This is a genomic window from Flavobacterium soli DSM 19725 (assembly GCF_000422705.1).
Lineage (GTDB): Bacteria > Bacteroidota > Bacteroidia > Flavobacteriales > Flavobacteriaceae > Flavobacterium > Flavobacterium soli.
In genome coordinates this window covers 361,073-380,754 of sequence record NZ_AUGO01000001.1, presented here as the reverse complement: position 1 = coordinate 380,754, position 19,682 = coordinate 361,073, and the positions used below count along the sequence as shown (strand labels likewise).

The following is a 19,682-nucleotide window of genomic DNA, read 5'->3' as shown; positions in this document are numbered from 1 at the left end:
AGGGCTTTTTGTTTTTAATATGATGTAATAAAAAATGTTTATGCTAATGAATCTCTCCTAATAATTTTTCCATTACCTGTTTCTTTAAATTTAGGAACAAATAAAATCTCTTTAGGCTTTTCATATTTGTCTAATTTATCGAAAAGATTCGGTTGTAAGCCATGTTCTTCTCCTTCTATAACAAGCACTAATTTCTCACCCAAATCAGCATCGGGAAGTCCAATTACAAAAAATCTTCTATCAATGAGCTTGATCAGTTTTTCTTCAATAATTTCGGGACTAAATTTTATACCACCACTGTTGATGACATTATCTAATCTGCCAAGAAAAATGAATTCGGTATCCGAAATCAATTCTACCAAGTCATTCGTAATAATCGGGCTTTCAGAAATGTTTGGAGCGTGAATTACAAGACAGTTTCTTTCATCTTTTTCGATAGTTACATTTGGCAGAACTTTGAAACTTTTATCACCTACGTTTTTTGCAGCAATATGAGAAACCGTTTCGGTCATGCCATACGTTTCAAAGGATTTTGTTGGAAGTTTTAATAATTCTTCTTCTAAAGCAGCATTTATTTTGGCTCCACCAACAATCAATTTTTTAATCATGTGCAGCTCATTCAATGAATTTTGAGCCTGGAGCGGAACCATTGCCGAGAAATCATAAACAACATCATTGTTTTTAAGTGGTTTCGAACTTGGAGCTACAAAATCCATGTCCAAGCCAAGAATAAAGCTTCTCACAAACATCAATTTTCCTGCAACATATTTTACAGGAAGGCAATTCAAGACTCTATCACCGGGGTTAATATCAAAAAAATTGCCCGTTGCAAGTGATGAGTTTACCATGGCTTGTTTTTTTACACGAATAAGCTTCGGAATTCCAGTACTTCCAGAGGTTTGCATCTCGATATAATCTTTGTCATCAAACCAATCCAGTAGGAAATCGCCAACAGGTTTCTCGAAAGCATCGCCTTCTTTAATAAAACTATAAGCCACACGGCAGAGGTCGTCACGATCCAAATGAAAGCCGTTGAGCTTAAATTTATTATGGACATCACGATAAGTTGGAATATACATTTTTAGTCAATTTTATTAAGTTCATTTATTGGGTTTGCAGCAATTCTTCCGGTAAGTTTTTCTTTCCATCCGGTCCAATTATACTTTTTACTAAAGATAAATAAAAGAATTGGAAAAATTATTACCACTGGCAAGATTACATCAAAACCAGCACTTGGTTCAGAAAGATCTTTTAATATAGAATGTGTTTGAAAAGCCGACCAATCGGAGGTAATCAACAAAGCACCTATTAAGTTATTGGCAGCATGAAAGCCTAAAGCCAGTTCTAGACCTTCATCCATCAAAGTAAGGATTGCAAGGAAAAAGCCAGTTCCAATATAATAGACCATAATGATATAACCCATTTTTCCAACTTCTGGATTCGCAATGTGCATCACGCCAAAGAGTATAGATGTAATCAAAAAGGGCCATAATCTGCTTTTCGTTACAACACCAATTCCTTGCATGAGGTAACCTCTAAAAAAATATTCTTCAAAACTAGTTTGTAAGGGGATCAAGAGAATAGCCAAAATCAAAAAGGTGAAGAAAGGAACGGCTTGAAAGTTGACATGAAAATTTTCAGGGTTGGCAAAATAAGCCAACGAAACCATCAAAATCGTGAGTACAGCCCATAAAGTAAATGAAAACATAATTCTGCCCCAATCCACCTTTTGCCGTGAAGTTGTAAGGCTTCGGATACTTTGCTGATGCAACACTTTTACCCAAAAAAGCAAGAACAGACAGGCAAACGAAAGAGGGCCAACTAATAGAATAAAAGTAAGATTAACTCCAATTTGGGCAATCAAATCGTGAATCACTTTTTCAGTATCCATACCTTGACTGCTCACATAATTAACAATCATCAATAATAAAAAACCTAGCGGAATTGGAAGATAAAGGATAAAATTGAACTTCTTGGTGTTCATTTGTTCTATAAACATAATCGTGATTTTTTTAAAAGTAGGGAAATAAATACTTACCCCGAATTTAACCTAATTTCTCAAATGATTTCAATTACTTTGTAAAAAAAAAAAAATTTATTATGATACAGATCTTGCACAATCCTCGTTGCGGAAAATCAAGAGAAGGTTTGGCACTTCTTGAAGCCTCTGGAAAAGAATTTGAAATCATCAAATACCTTGAAAACCATCCGTCGAAAAAAGAATTGAAAGAAATTATCAAAAAGATAGGTATTAAACCCTTGAAACTGGTTCGTCAAAACGAAACTATTTGGAAAGAAGAATTCAAAAATAAGCCTTTATCAGATGATGAAATTATCGATGCAATGATTCAACATCCCATTCTAATTGAACGACCAATTGTCATCAATGGCAACAAAGCAATCATAGGAAGGCCACCAACAGCAATCACGACAATAATTTAGAACAGTTCAATTGATGTTTTAACAAACCTTTGTGAATTAAGGCTTAAACCAAGAGGTATTTTTGTGGTCTTATCTCGATAATTTAAATTCCAAATTGATGAAAAATTTCAAGCATGCCCTAACGCTACTTTTCTTAATGATTTCTTTTTTAGGCTTTTCGCAACAAGGAGGCCAGGCAAAAAAAGTAAAAGTTACTGGAAAAGTAATTGATAAAGCCACAAAGCAACCCCTAGAATATACTACTGTTACCTTCCAAAATCCTCAAAATCCAAGTGACATTACTGGCGGAATTACAGATGCAAAAGGCGAATTCCAATTTGAAATCAATGCAGGTGTTTATGACGTTAAGGTCGAATTCATTTCCTTCAAGCCGATAGAAATCAAGCAACGAAGTATTCTAGAAAATACAAATCTAGGTAGTTTTGCCTTGGCAGAAGATGCTACCCTGTTAAATGCCGTTGAGGTACGTCAGGAAGTTTCGTCTGTGAGTCTAAAACTCGATAAAAAGGTTTATAATGTGGGTCAGGACATGATTGTTAAAGGAGGCTCTGTGAGCGACGTGCTAGATAATGTGCCTTCTGTTTCGGTTGATTCTGATGGAACGGTGAGCCTTCGTGGAAATGAAAGTGTAAGGATTTTAATCGACGGCCGGCCTTCAAACGCCATCAATATAGCCGAAGCTTTACGCCAAATTCCAGCCGATGCAATTGATAAAGTAGAGATTATCACCAATCCATCTGCTCGATATGATGCAGAAGGTGGAGGCGGTATCATCAATATCTTGCTTAAAAAAGGTAAAAATCAAGGAATCAATGGTGTGATTACTGCAACTGTTGGAGATCCTGAAACCTACGGAATTACGGGAAACATCAACTATAAAACCGAACAGTTCAACCTTTTTACAACACAAGGGTATAATTATAGAACAAGTCCTGGAAACTCGATGACCAATACAGAATATGTGGATCCAGATTCGCCTTTTAAATTTATTGACGAACGAAGAAATAACGAACGAACAAGAGACGGATACAATAGTAATTTCGGTATCGACTGGTTTTTAGACGACTCTACAACTTGGACTCACATCTTCTCTTTTAGAAATGATTCGGGAGAAAACCCTGATGTTACAGTTTTTAAAAATTATGACAGCAATAGAAATTTACTTTCTACGAGAACCCGAACTAATAACCAAATTACTGAAGGAGAAAATATTGAATATGCTACAAATTTCATTAAGAAATTTAAAAAAGAAGGACATCAATTAACGGTTGATGCAAATGTGTCCTTGAATAGGGATAATGATACCGCTATTATCTTTGATGATACAAACGGGAACGAAACAACCTTCAACGATCAAAAGCAAACCACAACACAATTGCAAACCGATTATGTGCTTCCTATAAAAGAAAGTGGTCGTTTTGAAGCAGGATATAGAGGAAGTTTCACAGATAACAATGCCAAGTTTCAAATTTTGGATGTTGTGGATGACTTCGAATACAAAGAAAATGTAAATGCATTATACACTCAATATGGTTCAAAAATCAGCAAATTCTCCTATTTGTTAGGTCTTCGTTGGGAAGATTCTAAAATTGACGTAAACCAATTGGCAACCAATGATTACAATTCAAAAAACTACAATAACTTTTTTCCAAGTGCCTTCTTGACCTACGAACTTTCGGATGAAAGTAATGTTTCATTAAGCTATAGCCGAAGAATTCAACGACCAAGAGGCCGATTCTTAAATCCGTTTCAAAATCGTTCCAGTGATATCAACATATTCCAAGGAAACCCAGACTTGGACCCTGCCATGACAGATGCTTTTGATTTAGGGTACTTAAAAAGATGGAAAAAACTAACCTTGAGTACATCGGCCTATATGAACCAAACGAAAGATGTTTTTCAATTCGTTAGAAGAGAATCAGGCGATTTTGTCAACGGAACACCAGTGATTTTGAGCGGGCCTATCAACTTGGCCAAAGAATACCGTTTTGGTTTTGAATTTACATTAAATTACAATCCTTTCAAATGGTGGAGATTGAACAGTAATTTCAATTTCTTTAGAAATGAAACCGTAGGCGAATATGATTATACCAACTTCGAGGGAGAAGAAGTAGGGATCAATTTGGATAATGTAGCAACAGGATGGTTCACTAGAGTGAATTCTAAAATCACATTGCCCTACAAAATAGAATGGCAATTGAACGCCACTTATAACGCACCACAGGAAAATTTTCAAGGAAGAAGCCTAGGGGTTTTATCAGCAAACACGGCTTTGAGCAAGGATCTTTTTAAAGAACAAGCAACCATCTCATTAAACGTGAGTGATATTTTCAATTCCAGAAAAAGAATCAGTGAGACGAACATTGCAAATGTGCTAAATTCTTATAGCGAAATGCAATGGAGAGAACGTCAAATCAACCTTTCGTTCACCTACAGATTCAATAAAAAGAAGAACGAAAAAGAAAGAGTTCCAACACGTCAAGGTGGTGAGGACAGCGAATATATGGGAGGTTAATTATAAATTCAATAGGAGAAAAGACTACCGAAAGGTGGTCTTTTTTTTGGGTAATGTTTCAGATTAGGTGTTTTTGAAAAGCATCACCCTAACTCCTTGAAAAACAATGTGTATTTTGAGATTCCAAACCAATTAGAGGTGACCAAACAGGTCACCTCTTCTATTTTTGAGGTCGGATAAGGCCTAAAAATGCTTTTCTTGTATCTTAGTGTATCAAAATAGGTCATGGAAATAAAATGTAATTTTTGTAATGGTAAATGCATAAGGAATGGATTTCAAAACAATGGGAAACAACGTTATAAATGTTGTATCTGTCAAAAGCGGCAACAGTCTTGCTATGGCTACAATGCTTATAAGTCAGATCTCAACCAGAACATCATCCAATTAACAAAAGAGGGCTTGGGAATAAGAAGCACTGCAAGGGTATTGAAAATTTCGACTACCACATTACTTAAAAGAGTTGTGTCAATTGCCAAGAGCATTCAGCAACCCATTATCAGTAAGGGAAAAACCTATGAGGTTGACGAGAAGTTTACTTAGTATTGGAAATCTGGCAAGAGCAACCACCCCGCCCTTTGGGCATCCCTCCAAAGGAGGGGAATTTCGGCATGAATCATATTGAAAGGAAGAATCTGACATTGAGAACCCATCTGAAAAGATTAAACAGGAGGACTATCTGCTTTAGTAAAAGCTTGGTAATCTTGATTTCAGTTTTAAAGATGTATTTTTGGAGTCAAGCAGGCAAAAGCTTAATTGACTTTTAATTTAGATCAAACCACAACCAAATATTTTGTGATACCTTTGCAAGCACAACAATTCCCCAATGACAACCAATAAAGATAAAGCCATCAAAGCGACCTACCTCAGTATTCTGGGTAATTTTTTTCTGGCATTAGCCAAAGGAATAACGGGCTATTTTGGCAATTCCTATGCCTTGATCGCCGATGCCATAGAATCTACAACCGATGTTTTATCGTCTGCCTTGGTGCTTTTTGGCATCAAATATTCCACCAAGCCAGCAGATTCCAATCATCCTTATGGTCACGGTCGAGCCGAAACGTTAGTCACCTTTGCCGTTGTTGGATTCTTGGTGATTTCGGCCACGATCATTGCTTATGAAAGCATTCAAAACATTCAGACACCTCATCAGACACCCGAAAAATACACACTTATTGTTTTGGCGATTATTGTAGTTATCAAAGAAATTTTCTACAGAATCGTTTCTAAGAAAAGCGACGAAACCAATAGTTCTTCGCTCAAGGCAGATGCTTGGCACCACAGGAGCGATGCTATCACTTCGCTTATGGCTTTCATCGGAATTTCGATCGCGATCTATATGGGTCCTGGCTATGAAACCGCCGATGATTGGGCAGCATTGTTTGCCTCATTTTTTATCATCTATAATGCCTATCTGATCTTTAGACCCGCTTTAGGCGAAATTCTCGACGAGCATTTATATGACGACATGATAGAAGATATCAGGAACGTTGCCACGACAGTTGAAGGCGTGATTGATACCGAAAAATGCTTCGTTAGAAAAACAGGAATGACCTATTTGGTCGATTTGCATTTAACAGTAGATGGAAATATTACTGTTAGCGAAGGTCACGAGATTGCCCATCGATTAAAGGATGCCATCATTGCAGCCATGCCCGAAATTGCTGATGTACTGATTCATACTGAACCAGATGATTTATGAAATTTGACAATTAGAGATTAGTTAAACCATTAAGATAGTAAGATTCATTAAACCTTAATTTTCTTACTATCTTAATGGTTTAAATTTTTAATGATAAAAAATTGCACCAATTTTCACGAAATCATCTGTGAAAATTGGTGCAATTTGTATCTAATTAATTCTATAGATTACCAGATTTTTACTCTCTTCTCTGGGTCAACATACATGCCATCTCCTTGCTTGATGTTAAAAGCTTTGTAGAAAGCGTCCACGTTTTGCAAAGGCACATAGGCTCTGTATAATCCTGGAGAATGCGGATCGGTTTTCACTTGGTTTTTAATCGCCTCATCACGTGCTTTTGTTCTCCAGATGGTTGCCCAAGAGATAAAGAAACGCTGTTCTGGCGTGAAACCGTCAATCAAACCTGGGTTTCCATTTTCTTTCAAATAAATCTGCAAACCATCAAAAGCAGCATTCACACCACCAAGATCTCCAATGTTTTCTCCTAATGTAAATTTTCCATCTACATAAATTCCTGGAAGCGGTTGCAAAGTGCTATATTGATCGGCTAGTGCACCACCAAGATCAGTAAACAGTTTCAAATCTTCATCAGACCACCAGTTGATTAAATTTCCATCAGCATTATATCGAGCACCCGAATCATCAAAACCATGCGAGATTTCATGACCGATAACAGCTCCAATTCCGCCATAATTTACAGCTTCGTCAGCTTTATAATCATAGAAAGGAGGTTGCAAGATGGCGGCTGGAAACACAATTTCGTTATAGGAAGGATTGTAGTAGGCATTCACTGTTTGTGGTGACATGAACCACTCGTCTTTGTCAACAGGCTTGTTCAAGTCGGCAATATTTTCTTTGAATCTCCATTTCGAAATGGCTTCCATATTACTGAAATAGCTTCCGCCTTCTTCAGGACTTTTCAAGGTCAATTCAGAATAGTCCTTCCATTTGTCAGGATAACCAATTTTGATTCTGGATTTGTGTAGTTTTTCGATTGCACTCACTTTGGTTGCTTTGTTCATCCAAGGCAAGTTATTGATGCGGTTTTCGAATGCTATAAAAACATTCTTGATCATTTTTTCGGCTTTAGCTTTGGCTTCGGCAGGAAATTTTTTCTCTACATATAATTTCCCCAAAGCTTCACCAACAGTTCCGTTGATGGTTTGCAAAGCTCTTTCTTCGCGTGGTCTTTGTTTGATAGCCCCTGTTAAGGTCTTACCATAAAATTCAAAATTTGCATTTTCAATCTCCGTTGATAATTGCCCAGCAGCATCATTCAACAATGTCCATCTCATATAAGCTTTCCAGTCTTCGACTTTATTTTGCTTGAAGATGGTTTCTAGAGAAGTCATATATTTTGGTTGGGAAACAATCAGAGAGTCAACGTTTGAAAGTCCGATTCCATTTAAAAATCCTTTCCAGTTTATAGAAGGTGTCAATTTTTGCAAATCGGCAACGGTCATTGGATTGTAGGTTTTGGTTCGGTCCCTTCTTTCCACTCTGTCTAATCTTGGCGTTGACATGGCAATTTCTAAGGCTAGGATTTTTTCAGCATCGGCTTTCGCTTTGGCAGGTTTCTCACCTAAAAATTGTAGCATTTTAGCAACATGTAAGACATATTTTTCACGTTTTTCTTTAGAATCTGCTTCGTTTGAAACATAATAGTCGCGGTCTGGCAATCCAAGAGATCCTAATCCAACGTTCACTACGTTTCTATTGCTGTTTTTGGCATCGGTACCAACACCTGCTCCAAAAAATCCGATTCCACCAAGAGGTTCCATTTCAATCATCAAGGCTTGCAAATCCTTAACGTTTTTCACGGCATTAATTTTTGCCAAATAAGGTTTTATAGGAGTGATTCCAGCTTTGTTTCGTCCAATAGTGTCCAGAATGGTTCTATAAAGGTTAACCGCTTTTCCTTGATCAGTATTGGATTTATATTTTGGGTTTGTAGAAGCTTCCTTTAGAATTTCCAAAGCATCCTTGTCGGTATTTTGGCGTAGTTCGTCAAAGCTTCCCCAACGTGTTCTGTCGCTTGGGATTTCGGTTTTGTCAAACCAAGCTCCGTTTACAAAGCGGAAGAAATCGTCATTTGGTTCTACGGTTTTGTCCATAAAAGAGGTGTTGATTCCAACGCCTGGTTTACTTTGAGCCTGACTTTCGGAGAGCCCGATAAGTGCAGGTAGCACAAAGAATAGATTTTTATTCAATAGTCTCATGTTGTTGATTTATGTTATATTGACAAAAATATCGAATTAAATTTGAAATATTCTTAAATTATGATTTGAATAACAGTTGTTAGAGGTGTTACAACCACTTGTTTTCGTATTTTTGCATCAAAATTCCAAGATGTTACAGTTCTTCAAAAAGTACCGACTCTTTTTTATTGTAATGCTGATTTTTTCAGCAACCTGTATTTTTCTTTTTATGAGGGTACTTACTCCAGAAAAAAGGCTCCCAATCATGAATCCGGCTGATGTAAATCCAGAATTGGTAGACAGCACGATGCAGCACGTTAGCAAATACCACACGATTGCTGATTTTTCTTTTACCAATCAAAACGGAAAAACGATCACCCAAAAGGATTATGAAGGCAAGATTTATGTAGCCGATTTTTTCTTTACCACCTGTCAAACCATTTGTCCAGTAATGACGACTAATATGGTCGAGGTTCAAAAAGCCATTATCAATAATCCTAAAGTGATGTTGCTTTCACATTCGGTTTTGCCGGATATGGACAGTGTTCCTGTTTTAAAAAAATATGCCATCGAAAAAGGAGTTGACGATAGCAAATGGAACTTGGTTACAGGTAATAAAAAGGACATTTATGGAATTGCAAGAAAATCCTATCTTGCTGTAAAAACGGGAAAGCCAGAAGAACTTTATGATATGGTGCATACCGAAAATTTTGTTCTGGTAGATACCAAAAGACGCGTCAGAGGTTTTTATGACGGAACCAAAAAAGAAGATATTAAAAGACTGATTGAAGATATCAATTGGTTATCAACACAAGAATAAAGATTTTCTAGGAATTTTGTTGATACTATAAAAAACCAAAGCATAAGTAAGACCACTTGTGCTTTGGTTTAGTATTTAATTAGGATTACATTTTTTTTAATGTTGTAGAATAAACATAGTTTACGCCTTGATAGGTTTCTTCGGTTTTTACAACTAAGGTTGTAGCCGAAATACTCTCGATTTCAACAGTATTTAATTCCCCATCGCCTCCAAAAGTTAGAGTATTACCAGATAAGGAATACGTTGCCTCTTGATTTGAACTTTCTGCATCTATTTCGCAAGAGCTTTCATATTGGATCCAGTCAAATTCTCCGTTTTCATAAAATTCAACATAATCTTTTTTAGAATTGCACAAATGTTCCCAGTTTTCATCATAAACAACAGTTCCATTGGCTGTTTCTTTTTCAGAGAGTTGCATCCATTTCCCGATGAGTTGCTCTTGAGTTGTTGAATTGTTCTCGCCTCCGTCATCACTAGAACAAGAGAACATCATTGTTACTAAAAAAAATAAGGGTAAAAATTTTGTTTTCATGGTTTTGGAATTTACTATTAAAATTATCTTTATTTACGACACCATTTGAATGTTAAAGTGTTAAATATGGCTGTATGTTATTGTTATTTAAGTTAAAAAAATTTATATATGCAAATATAGCATTGATAAAATAATTATAAATACCTAATAATGGGTATTTTTCAAAATAAATAATCCTACATGACTTTGATTCTGGAAAACCCTAATGGCATAATAAAATTTTTTGAAAGCGAATATAAAAGAAGACATCAAAATACTTATCAAACACATCAAAAGTCACTTTCAAAACGAAAAATAACTTTTTATTAGGATAATAATTTGTACTTTCGCAATCTAAAATCAATCTAAATAAGATTTGCAAACAACAATCGACCAGCTTCGAATAGGACAGAGCGCCACCATTACCGATTTTGACATCGAGGTTATTCCGTTGAAGTTAATCGAGATGGGATGTTTGCCAGGAAACAGTGTCGAATTGCTTCAAATTGCCCCTTTTGGAGATCCGTTGTTTCTAAATATTAATGATAGCTATCTTGCCATAAGGCTAGAAACTGCCAGAAAAATCCAGATTGAACTCATCCAAGAATAGTCCTCAATGTCCGATCAAAATATAAAAGTAGCTTTAATTGGGAATCCCAATACTGGAAAGACTTCGGTGTTTAACCAGTTGACGGGACTGAACCAGCAAGTAGGAAATTATCCAGGAATCACTGTCGAAAGAAAACAGGGTTTCTGTAATTTGCCACTTGGTTTTAAGGCTACCATACTTGATTTACCCGGAACTTACAGCTTGAATGCCAGTTCGCTTGACGAAAATGTTGTCATCGAATTGCTTTTAAACAAAAACGACAAGGATTTTCCAGATGTTGTTGTGGTGGTAACCGATGTTGAAAACCTAAAACGAAATCTGTTACTTTTCACACAGATAAAAGACTTGGGAATTCCAACAATTTTAGTGATAAACATGTCTGACAGGATGGAATTGAAAGGCATCACGCTCGATATTCCCTATCTCGAAGAACAATTGAAAACCAAAATAGCATTAGTAAGTTCCCGGAAAAAACTTGGAATTGATAATTTGAAAAAATTAATTGTCGATTATAATAATGTTTCTACCGAACCTTGCCTGAATGCTTCAAGTATTGATCCGGAATATTTCGGAGGTTTGAAAAAGGCTTTCCCGAACCAATTGTTGTATAAATTATGGTTGGTCATTACGCAAGATGTCAATTTTTCAAACCTTGACAGGAAGACAATTGAAACCCATAATTTCGCCAAATCACCATCCGATTTAAAACGTTTGCAACAGAAAGAAACCATCAAGCGTTATCAATTTATAAATGATGTTTTAAAAGTTGGACGGACGATTGATACGGAAAATGCCAAGGATTTCCGAAGCAAACTGGATCGTGTTTTGACACACAAATTCTGGGGCTATGTAATTTTTGCAGCGATTCTACTGTTGATTTTCCAATCCATATTTGATTGGTCAAGTATTCCCATGGAATTTATCGACCAGAGCTTTGCCTCGTTAAGTTCGGCTGCAGCCGAAAATTTACCACCCGGAGTTTTTACTGATTTGCTTTCGCAAGGTATCATTCCAGGAATTGGCGGAATCGTTATTTTCATACCACAAATTGCGTTTCTGTTTCTCTTTATTTCCCTTTTGGAAGAAAGCGGTTATATGAGCCGTGTTGTTTTCCTGATGGATAAAATCATGCGACGTTTTGGCCTTAGCGGTAAGAGTGTCGTTCCGTTAATCTCAGGAACTGCTTGTGCGATTCCGGCAATTATGGCGACGAGAAATATTGAGAGTTGGAAAGAAAGACTGATTACAATTTTGGTTACACCCTTTACAACTTGTTCGGCCAGATTACCTGTTTATTCCATATTGATTTCATTGGTGATCCCAAAAACACGCATCTTCGGAATCTTCAACACACAAGGATTAACGTTGATGTTGTTGTATCTTTTAGGTTTTGGAGCCGCTATATTTTCGGCTTATATTCTGAATAAAATATTGAAAATTAAAAACAAGACCTTTTTTGTAGTGGAAATGCCCAATTATAAACTTCCATTATTTAAAAATGTAGGCTTGAATGTGTTGGAAAAAACAAAAGCTTTTGTCTTTGGAGCTGGAAAAATAATTCTTGCGATATCTATCATTCTTTGGTTTTTGGCTTCGTATGGTCCAGGCCATAATTTTGAATTTGCTGAAAAAATTGTCACCACTTCACCCGAAAATGCCAACCTTTCTGAAAAAGAAATGGAGGATGCCATCGCCTCCTATAAAATTGAAAATTCCTATATCGGGATTATGGGAAAAAGCATTGAGCCCGTGATTGAACCGTTGGGATATGATTGGAAAATAGGTATTGCGATTATCAGTTCGTTTGCTGCAAGGGAAGTTTTTGTGGGAACTTTAGCCACTATTTACAGTGTTGGTGGAAGTGATAATGAAGAAACCATAAAAAGCAAGATGCAGGCCGAAGTGCATCCAATAACGGGTAAGAAAGTATTTAATTTTGCTTCTGGAATTTCGTTGCTGTTATTTTATGCATTCGCGATGCAATGTGCAAGTACTTTAGCCATTGTGAAAAAAGAAACGAATTCCTGGAAATGGCCTGCAATTCAGCTTTTTGCCATGAGTGTTTTTGCATATACTGTTGCTTTAATTGCATATCAATTTTTAGAATAATTCGGTTCGGTTTTTGATGTTCTTAGCAAAACATTTTATGAAAAAAAGCTACCCTTTATTTATAGTTTTAATTTTTTCATGGACGACTATTTCAGCCCAAAATAAATTGGAAAAATCTAAATCAGAATTGAATTCGTCCTCAAGGAGCAATACAAATAGTGGCAATTCGTCTAGCAGATCATCTTCTTCTAGTTCGGATGATGATGATAGTTTAGGTTTTTTCGGAGATTTATTTTTCTATATTACTTTCGGAGTTTTTAAATATGGTTTGATAGGAGATTATACCAACGAAGACCATCTTTACAGTAATTTGACTCCTTATCCTTTTTATAACGGAAAATCCGGAAATTATGAGAGTATAATAACCGAAACTATCGGTAAAAATGTATGCAGGATAGATGTCGAAAATAAATTTATTTACAACAATAGCAGTTTGTTAGGCAATCATCTTGAAGTAAAAGCACGACCGTTTCAATACTTTTATATTCAGGCAGATTACAGGGAGCTTTTCGAATTTAATAAGGTACAGAATACAACGAATAATCTTTCTCTCTTGCATTTGAATTTGGCTTATGATAGAGTTCGATTAGAAAGATTTAATTTAGGTTGGAATATTGGAGCTTCCTATGTTGGGAATGAAGTGGGGAAGTTTGGATTTTCATTTGGCCTTTCGGCAGATTATTTTATGACGAATCAAATTAGTTTTTCAGGTAGTCAGCAATGGAGCAGCATTAACGGATTTCCAGTAAATGCTCTTGAATTACAAAGCAAATACCACAAGAAAAATTATTTTTTTACAATGGGTTATGAACGGCTCAAAATTGCCACACCAGTCTACAATTTTATTACAGTTGGTGGCGGAATTTATTTTTAATTATGATTTACATTCAAGAAATATTAGCGTTTTCAGCCCTTGCAATAGCGGTTGTTTTCCTCATCAAAAAGTTTTTTTGGAAAAAGAAAAAAGCCAAAAATTGCGGAACAGATGATTGCGGTTGTAATTAACCCAAAGCCACATCCAAAGTCATCATCACGACGAAACCACCAATAAAACCTAGTGTTGCAATATCGGTATTTTTATCCTGTTGCGTCTCGGGAATTACCTCTTCCACAACAACAAAAATCATCGCTCCAGCGGCAAAAGCCAAAGCATAAGGTAAAATAGGAGTGAAAAATGTTACTGCAACAGCTCCAATTACACCAGCAATTGGTTCTACCAAAGCCGAAGATTGTCCATACATAAAACTTTTCCAACGGCTCATCCCCATCCTTCTCAACGGCATAGAAACGGCAATTCCTTCAGGGAAATTCTGAATTCCAATACCAATTGCCAAGGTTACAGCTCCTGCAATAGAAGCTTCTGGAATTCCGGCAGCAACACCACCAAACAAAACTCCAACCGCCAAACCTTCAGGAATATTATGAAGTGTGATGGCCAAAACCAATAAAGTAGTTCGTTGCCAAGGCGATTTTACACCTTCGGTTTCCTTGAAATTTATATGAAGATGCGGTAATGTTTTATCCAAGCCAAAAAGAAAAATAGCACCCAACATAAATCCAACGGCAGCCGGAATTACTTTTACAAAACCTTCGCCTTCACTCATTTCTATGGCTGGTGCCAATAGACTCCAGTAACTTGCAGCAACCATCACGCCACCAGTAAAACCAAGCATTCCATCGAGAACGGCACGGTTCATATTCTTAAAAAAGAAAACAAATGAGGCTCCAAAAGCAGTCAATCCCCAAGTGAAAAGAGTTGCATACAAAGCCGCCAAAATCGGGTCGATACTTTCGAAAAATTTTATAATATCTTGGAACATGTTATACTGTTTTTACGTAAAGATTACTGGCAATTTTATTGGAAATGTTCATTTCGTTTCCGTTTACCAAAACGATTAGAGAGGCATCAAAACTTTCTTTTTCAATGATTTCGATAGTTGAGCCCAATGCAATCTGTTGTTTATCCAGGTATTTCAAGAAATTTGAAGACGAATCTTTCACGCCAACACAAATTGATTTTTGATTCAGTTTTAATTCGGATAATAGCTTCTTGTCCATTTTTTTGATTTCGCCTTTCGCATTCGGAATCGGATCCCCATGAGGATCTTCGGTTGGAAAACCTAAAAAGGCATCGAGCTTGTTGATTAATTTTTCAGAATTGATGTGCTCCAATTCTTCGGCAACATCATGTACTTCATCCCAAGAAAAATCGAGTTTTTCTACCAAAAAAACTTCCCAAAGGCGGTGTTTCCGTACGATCATTTTTGCTTCAAGCAAACCTTCAGCAGTCAAGGAAACACCTTGGTATTTCTGGTATTCTACTAAATTTTTCTCTGCTAATTTCTTGATCATATCCGTTACCGACGAAGCCTTGCTGTCAATCATTTTAGCAATGGCATTGGTGTTCACTCCTTTCTTTTGGAACAAGGATAAATGATAAATCGCCTTCAGGTAATTCTCTTCGGAATAGGTCATTAGAATAAAAAATTTAGCTTTACAAATATATATATTTTTTTCATTAAAAATTTATTTTTAGATTTGCCTAAAAATATATTTAAAATAAATGAAAAATATAGTCTATATAACTCTAATTATATTTTCTCAAATAATTTATGCTCAAGATAAAGCGAGTGTTTCTGGAGTTATTTATGTTGATGAAATTCCAGTTAATGGAGTGGTGGTAAAAATGATTGGAACATCAAAAACCATCATAACGGACAGTTTAGGTTCTTATAAATTTGAAAACCTAGCATCTGGAAAATATAAAATACAAGTTTCCTACATTGGAAAAAAAACAATCCAGAAAGCCATTTCAATTATTGAAAACGAGAACTTTATTCAGGATTTTAATTTAGAGGAAGATGATAATGCGTTAGATGAAGTCGTGGTCACCGGAACCTTGAAAGCCGTTCGACGTTCGGAAAGTCCCGTTCCGGTTGAAACGTATTCGCCTGTTTTCTTTAAAAAGAATCCAACTGCTAATATTTTTGAAGCGTTGCAAAATGTAAACGGCGTTCGTCCTCAATTAAATTGCAACGTTTGCAACACGGGCGATATTCATATTAATGGTCTCGAAGGTCCTTATACGTTGGTTTTGATTGATGGAATGCCAATCGTTAGCGGACTTTCAACGGTTTATGGTTTGTCTGGAATTCCGAATTCGCTTTTGGAACGTGTTGAAGTGGTGAAAGGTCCGGCTTCGTCTTTGTACGGAAGTGAAGCAGTTGGAGGCCTTATCAACATCATTACTAAAAACCCAAAAAGTGCTCCCGTTTTTTCGGCTGATGGTTTCACGACAAGTTGGGGCGAGGCGAATTTAGATTTAGGCTTTAAAGCCAATGTGGGAAAGACGGCTTCGGTTTTAATCGGAACCAATTATTTCAACTATGACAATCCTATAGATAATAATGGCGATAATTTTACCGATGTTACGCTTCAGGAACGTATTTCGGTTTTCCAAAAGTGGAATTTCAACCGAAAAAGCAACAAGCTGTTTTCGCTTGCCGGACGTTATTTTTATGAAGACCGTTGGGGTGGCGAGATGCAATGGGAAAAAAAATACCGTGGTGGGGATGAAGTCTATGGCGAAAGTATTTACACAGAACGGTATGAATTGTTAGGAGCCTATGAACTTCCAGTAAAGGAAAAAATGCTCTTTTCTTTTTCGTATACCGACCACGATCAGAATTCGGTTTACGGAAACACGAAATATTTGGCTCAGCAAAAAATTGGCTTTGGCCAGCTGACTTGGGACAAGAAAATAAGAAATCACGATTTGCTTTTTGGAACGGCCATTCGTTATAATTTTTACAACGATAATACTCCGGCAACAGCAACAACGGATGAAAATTGGATTCCGAGTTTATTCGTTCAGGACGAAATTAAATTTAATGAAAAACATACCATCTTGCTTGGTGCGAGATACGATTATAATGACAATCACGGTTCTATTTTTACACCACGTTTTGCTTATAAATTCAAAGCGACCGACAATGATATTTTCCGTTTGAATGCAGGAACGGGTTTTCGAATCGTAAATCTTTTTACCGAAGAGCATGCGGCTTTGACGGGTTCTCGCGAAGTTATTGTTCTTGAAAATTTAAAACCAGAACAATCCTATAACGTGAATTTGAATTATCTGAAGAAAATATATTCAGAAAACGGCAACTTTATCGGAATTGAAACTTCGGCTTGGTACACCTATTTTACGAACTCGATTATTCCGGATTATGACACAAATCCGAACCAGATTATTTATAAAAATTTGAATGGTTTTGCCGTTACAAAAGGAATCAGTTCGAACGTGGATATGGTTTTTCAAAACGGACTGAAACTGATTCTAGGTGCTACTTATATGGATGTTTCCAAAACAGAAGACAACATCAAGACACGACAAATTCTAACCGAAAAATTCTCAGGAACGTGGGCGATTTCCTATCGTTTGCCGAAATTATTTTTGGATATTGATTACACCGGAAATATTTATGGTCCGATGCGTTTGCCTGTTTTAGGTGAACTTGATCCAAGAAAAGAATATTCACCAACTTGGAGCATCCAAAACATTCAATTCACGTTCAATAAATTCAAGAATTTCGAAATTTATCTGGGTGTAAAAAACCTTTTGAATTGGACACCAAACAAAGGAAATCCATTTATTATTGCAAGAGCAAACGACCCTTTCGATAAAAATGTGCAATATGATCCAAACGGAAATGCGATGGTAACTCCTGATAATCCGTATGGTTTGACTTTTGATCCGGGATATGTTTATGGTCCGAATCAGGGAATTCGTAGTTTCTTTGGATTGCGCTATACTTTGAAATAATTTTTAAAAACGCGAATTTATGCTGATGACGCAGATTTCCGCAGATTTAAAATTTAGAAGAAACAAAATCAGTGAAAATCCTTTAATCTGTGGCAAATGAAAAAGCTTCTAATCATATGTTTTATTTTAATGGCAAATCAAAACTTTGCCCAATTAAAAACGCACACTTTCGAAGAAGCCGAAAAACTTTCCATCGAAAATCCAAAACCGTTTGTAATTTTCATCCATACTTCGTGGTGCAAATACTGCAAGATGATGCAGAATTCGACCTTCAAAAACGAGGAAACCATCAAGCAATTAAACGAAAATTTCTATTTTGTTTCCTTCGATGCAGAAGCTAAAAACGACATCACATTTAACAATCGCATCTTCAAATACAAACCCAAAGGAAACAATTCGGGCATACACGAATTAGCCGAATCTTTGGCTGAAAAAGACGGAACGGTATCTTATCCGACTCTAATGATTCTAAACTCAAATTATATCATTGAAATGCAAATCCAATCTTTTATAAACCCAAAAGAATTATTAGAAATACTTCTCGAAATAATAGATAAAGAGTAGAATATTCGGAAAAAAATCTGTGCCAATTTGTGTAATCTGTGTTCACTTTGAAACCAAATCGAATCTTTTGTCAATGCTAAACAATTATTAAATTATTTGTCGAAATAAAAATCTGTGAAAATTTGTTTAATCTGTGTTCACTTAATTCTCTATTTTTGAAGAATGAAACACTACGATTACATCTTCACCGGAACAGGATTGTCAGCCTTGATGACGGTTTATGAAATGGTCGTTTCAGGACAATTCCAGCAAAAAGAAATCCTTCTTCTAGATATCAATACCAAAAGAACCAACGACAGAACCTGGTGTTTCTGGGAAGAAGGCAAAGGCGATTGGAAAAAAATAATTTCAGAGGAATGGGATTTCGCACTTTTTGCCAACGAAAAATTCAGCCGAGACCTTGATTTGAAACCCTATCAATATAAAATGATCAAGGGAATTGATTTCTACAACAAGGTGTTCAAACGATTATCTGTCGAAAAAAACATCACCTTTTTAAATCAGGAAATTCTAGGTTTTAGCGAATCTGGCAAAAATGTCGTGGTGCAAACCAACGAAGAAAGCTTCTCTTGCAACAAATTATTCAACAGCATCTACAATCCGGAAATGGTTCAAAAGCAAACCAAATATCCGTTGTTGCAACAGCATTTTATCGGGTGGTTCATCAAAAGTGAACAAGCGGTTTTCAATTCGGCGAAAGCCACATTCATGGATTTTTCGGTAGAACAGCGAGGCAATACTAGGTTTATGTATGTCTTGCCAACTTCTTCGACGGAAGCCTTGATTGAATATACGTTGTTTTCAAAAGATTTACTCCCGAAAGAAGAATACGAAAACGAAATCAAAAAATACATCCAAAAACTAGGCATCACCAATTACGAAATCATCGAAACCGAAAAAGGAAATATCCCAATGACGTGTTTCCCATTTTGGAAAGAAAACAAAAAAAACATCCTCCACATTGGTTCGGCAGGCGGTTGGACAAAAGCCAGTACGGGTTATACATTTAAAAATACAACCAAAAAAGCCAAACAATTGGTAGCATTTCTAAACAAGGAATCCGATTTGAGAAAGTTTCATAAAACCAACAAATTCTGGTTCTATGATTTGTTGCTTCTGGATATTTTAGACCAAAAAAACCATCTCGGGAGTCGCATTTTCTCCTCCATGTTCAAGAAAGGAAACCCAACCCTCATCTTTAAATTCCTCGACGAAGAAACTTCTTTCCTCGAAGATTTGCAAGTCATCTGGAAATGTCCAAAAATGCTCTTCATCAAGGCATTATTCACCAGAATCACCCGACTATAACATCATAACAAATCTTTATGATGGGTTTGAATTTTAAAATTAGAATTCTCATTATCTTTGCATCCAGATTGCAAAATCTAA

The 19,682-nt window shown here is 36.2% G+C and carries 16 protein-coding genes and 1 pseudogene; 11 read left to right on the top strand and 6 right to left on the bottom strand.

The annotated features are described in order from the left end of the window. Nucleotides 1-38 precede the first annotated feature (38 nt). Together G508_RS0101750 and G508_RS0101745 are read right to left on the bottom strand one after the other, a co-directional pair. The gene (locus G508_RS0101750; protein ID WP_026703710.1) at nt 39-1,079 is read right to left on the bottom strand and encodes an AMP-binding protein; all 1,041 of its coding nucleotides are present in this window, start codon (nt 1,077-1,079) and stop codon (nt 39-41) included. 2 nt (nt 1,080-1,081) lie between these two features. Continuing rightward, nucleotides 1,082-1,999 carry a CPBP family intramembrane glutamic endopeptidase gene (locus G508_RS0101745; protein WP_026703709.1) on the bottom strand — a complete coding sequence of 306 codons (918 nt, stop codon included), beginning with the start codon at nt 1,997-1,999 and terminating at the stop codon, nt 1,082-1,084. Between the two features lie 101 nt (nt 2,000-2,100). Between G508_RS0101745 and arsC the strand changes: the two genes are divergently transcribed. The 4 genes and pseudogenes from arsC to G508_RS0101725 all read left to right on the top strand — a co-directional run bounded on the left by arsC (nt 2,101) and on the right by G508_RS0101725 (nt 6,656). Further along, nucleotides 2,101-2,442: an arsenate reductase (glutaredoxin) gene (gene arsC / locus G508_RS0101740; protein ID WP_026703708.1), complete on the top strand. Its 342-nt coding sequence runs from the start codon at nt 2,101-2,103 to the stop codon at nt 2,440-2,442. Between the two features lie 97 nt (nt 2,443-2,539). Beyond that, nucleotides 2,540-4,957, top strand: coding sequence for an outer membrane beta-barrel family protein (locus tag G508_RS0101735; RefSeq protein ID WP_026703707.1), 2,418 nt, complete (start codon nt 2,540-2,542; stop codon nt 4,955-4,957). Nucleotides 4,958-5,182: 225 nt separating this feature from the next. After that, nucleotides 5,183-5,721 (top strand): annotated as a pseudogene (locus G508_RS20470) (IS1 family transposase). 59 nt (nt 5,722-5,780) lie between these two features. Beyond that, entirely contained in the window at nt 5,781-6,656 is an 876-nt protein-coding gene (locus G508_RS0101725; RefSeq protein WP_026703706.1) for a cation diffusion facilitator family transporter, read from the top strand. Nucleotides 6,657-6,823: 167 nt separating this feature from the next. Here G508_RS0101725 and G508_RS0101720 read toward each other — a convergent pair whose 3' ends face one another. Continuing rightward, a complete protein-coding gene (locus G508_RS0101720; RefSeq protein ID WP_026703705.1) occupies nt 6,824-8,875 on the bottom strand; it encodes a M13 family metallopeptidase in 2,052 nt (683 codons plus the stop codon). A 130-nt stretch (nt 8,876-9,005) separates the two neighbouring features. On the opposite strand from G508_RS0101720, the gene G508_RS0101715 reads away from it, so the two are divergent. Continuing rightward, nucleotides 9,006-9,674, top strand: a complete 669-nt coding sequence (locus G508_RS0101715; protein WP_026703704.1) for an SCO family protein — start codon at nt 9,006-9,008, stop codon at nt 9,672-9,674. Between the two features lie 85 nt (nt 9,675-9,759). Here the strand turns inward: G508_RS0101715 and G508_RS0101710 are convergent, their stop codons facing one another. Continuing rightward, nucleotides 9,760-10,206 carry a lipocalin family protein gene (locus tag G508_RS0101710; protein WP_026703703.1) on the bottom strand — a complete coding sequence of 149 codons (447 nt, stop codon included), beginning with the start codon at nt 10,204-10,206 and terminating at the stop codon, nt 9,760-9,762. Nucleotides 10,207-10,561: 355 nt separating this feature from the next. Between G508_RS0101710 and G508_RS0101700 the strand changes: the two genes are divergently transcribed. Genes G508_RS0101700 through G508_RS0101690 form a run of 3 tightly spaced genes read left to right on the top strand, consistent with a single transcriptional unit; the run spans nt 10,562 to nt 13,778 of the window. Further along, nucleotides 10,562-10,795, top strand: a complete 234-nt coding sequence (locus G508_RS0101700; RefSeq protein WP_026703702.1) for a FeoA family protein — start codon at nt 10,562-10,564, stop codon at nt 10,793-10,795. 6 nt (nt 10,796-10,801) lie between these two features. Then, the gene (gene feoB, locus G508_RS0101695) at nt 10,802-12,904 is read left to right on the top strand and encodes a ferrous iron transport protein B (RefSeq protein WP_026703701.1); all 2,103 of its coding nucleotides are present in this window, start codon (nt 10,802-10,804) and stop codon (nt 12,902-12,904) included. A 37-nt stretch (nt 12,905-12,941) separates the two neighbouring features. Then, nucleotides 12,942-13,778, top strand: coding sequence for a hypothetical protein (locus tag G508_RS0101690; RefSeq protein WP_157485856.1), 837 nt, complete (start codon nt 12,942-12,944; stop codon nt 13,776-13,778). A gap of 127 nt (nt 13,779-13,905) precedes the next feature. On the opposite strand, the gene G508_RS0101680 is transcribed toward G508_RS0101690, so the two are convergent. Next, nucleotides 13,906-14,724, bottom strand: a complete 819-nt coding sequence (locus tag G508_RS0101680; protein ID WP_026703699.1) for a ZIP family metal transporter — start codon at nt 14,722-14,724, stop codon at nt 13,906-13,908. A 1-nt stretch (nt 14,725) separates the two neighbouring features. Then, nucleotides 14,726-15,379, bottom strand: a complete 654-nt coding sequence (locus G508_RS0101675; protein ID WP_026703698.1) for a metal-dependent transcriptional regulator — start codon at nt 15,377-15,379, stop codon at nt 14,726-14,728. Between the two features lie 88 nt (nt 15,380-15,467). Between G508_RS0101675 and G508_RS0101670 the strand changes: the two genes are divergently transcribed. The 3 genes from G508_RS0101670 (at nt 15,468) to G508_RS0101655 (ending at nt 19,601) form a co-directional block, all read left to right on the top strand. Next, nucleotides 15,468-17,729 (top strand): TonB-dependent receptor, encoded by a 2,262-nt coding sequence (locus G508_RS0101670; RefSeq protein ID WP_026703697.1) that lies wholly within the window; start codon nt 15,468-15,470, stop codon nt 17,727-17,729. Between the two features lie 96 nt (nt 17,730-17,825). After that, nucleotides 17,826-18,293, top strand: coding sequence for a thioredoxin family protein (locus G508_RS0101660; protein WP_026703696.1), 468 nt, complete (start codon nt 17,826-17,828; stop codon nt 18,291-18,293). Nucleotides 18,294-18,455: 162 nt separating this feature from the next. Continuing rightward, entirely contained in the window at nt 18,456-19,601 is a 1,146-nt protein-coding gene (locus G508_RS0101655; RefSeq protein WP_026703695.1) for a lycopene cyclase family protein, read from the top strand. The last annotated feature ends 81 nt before the right edge of the window (nt 19,602-19,682 follow it).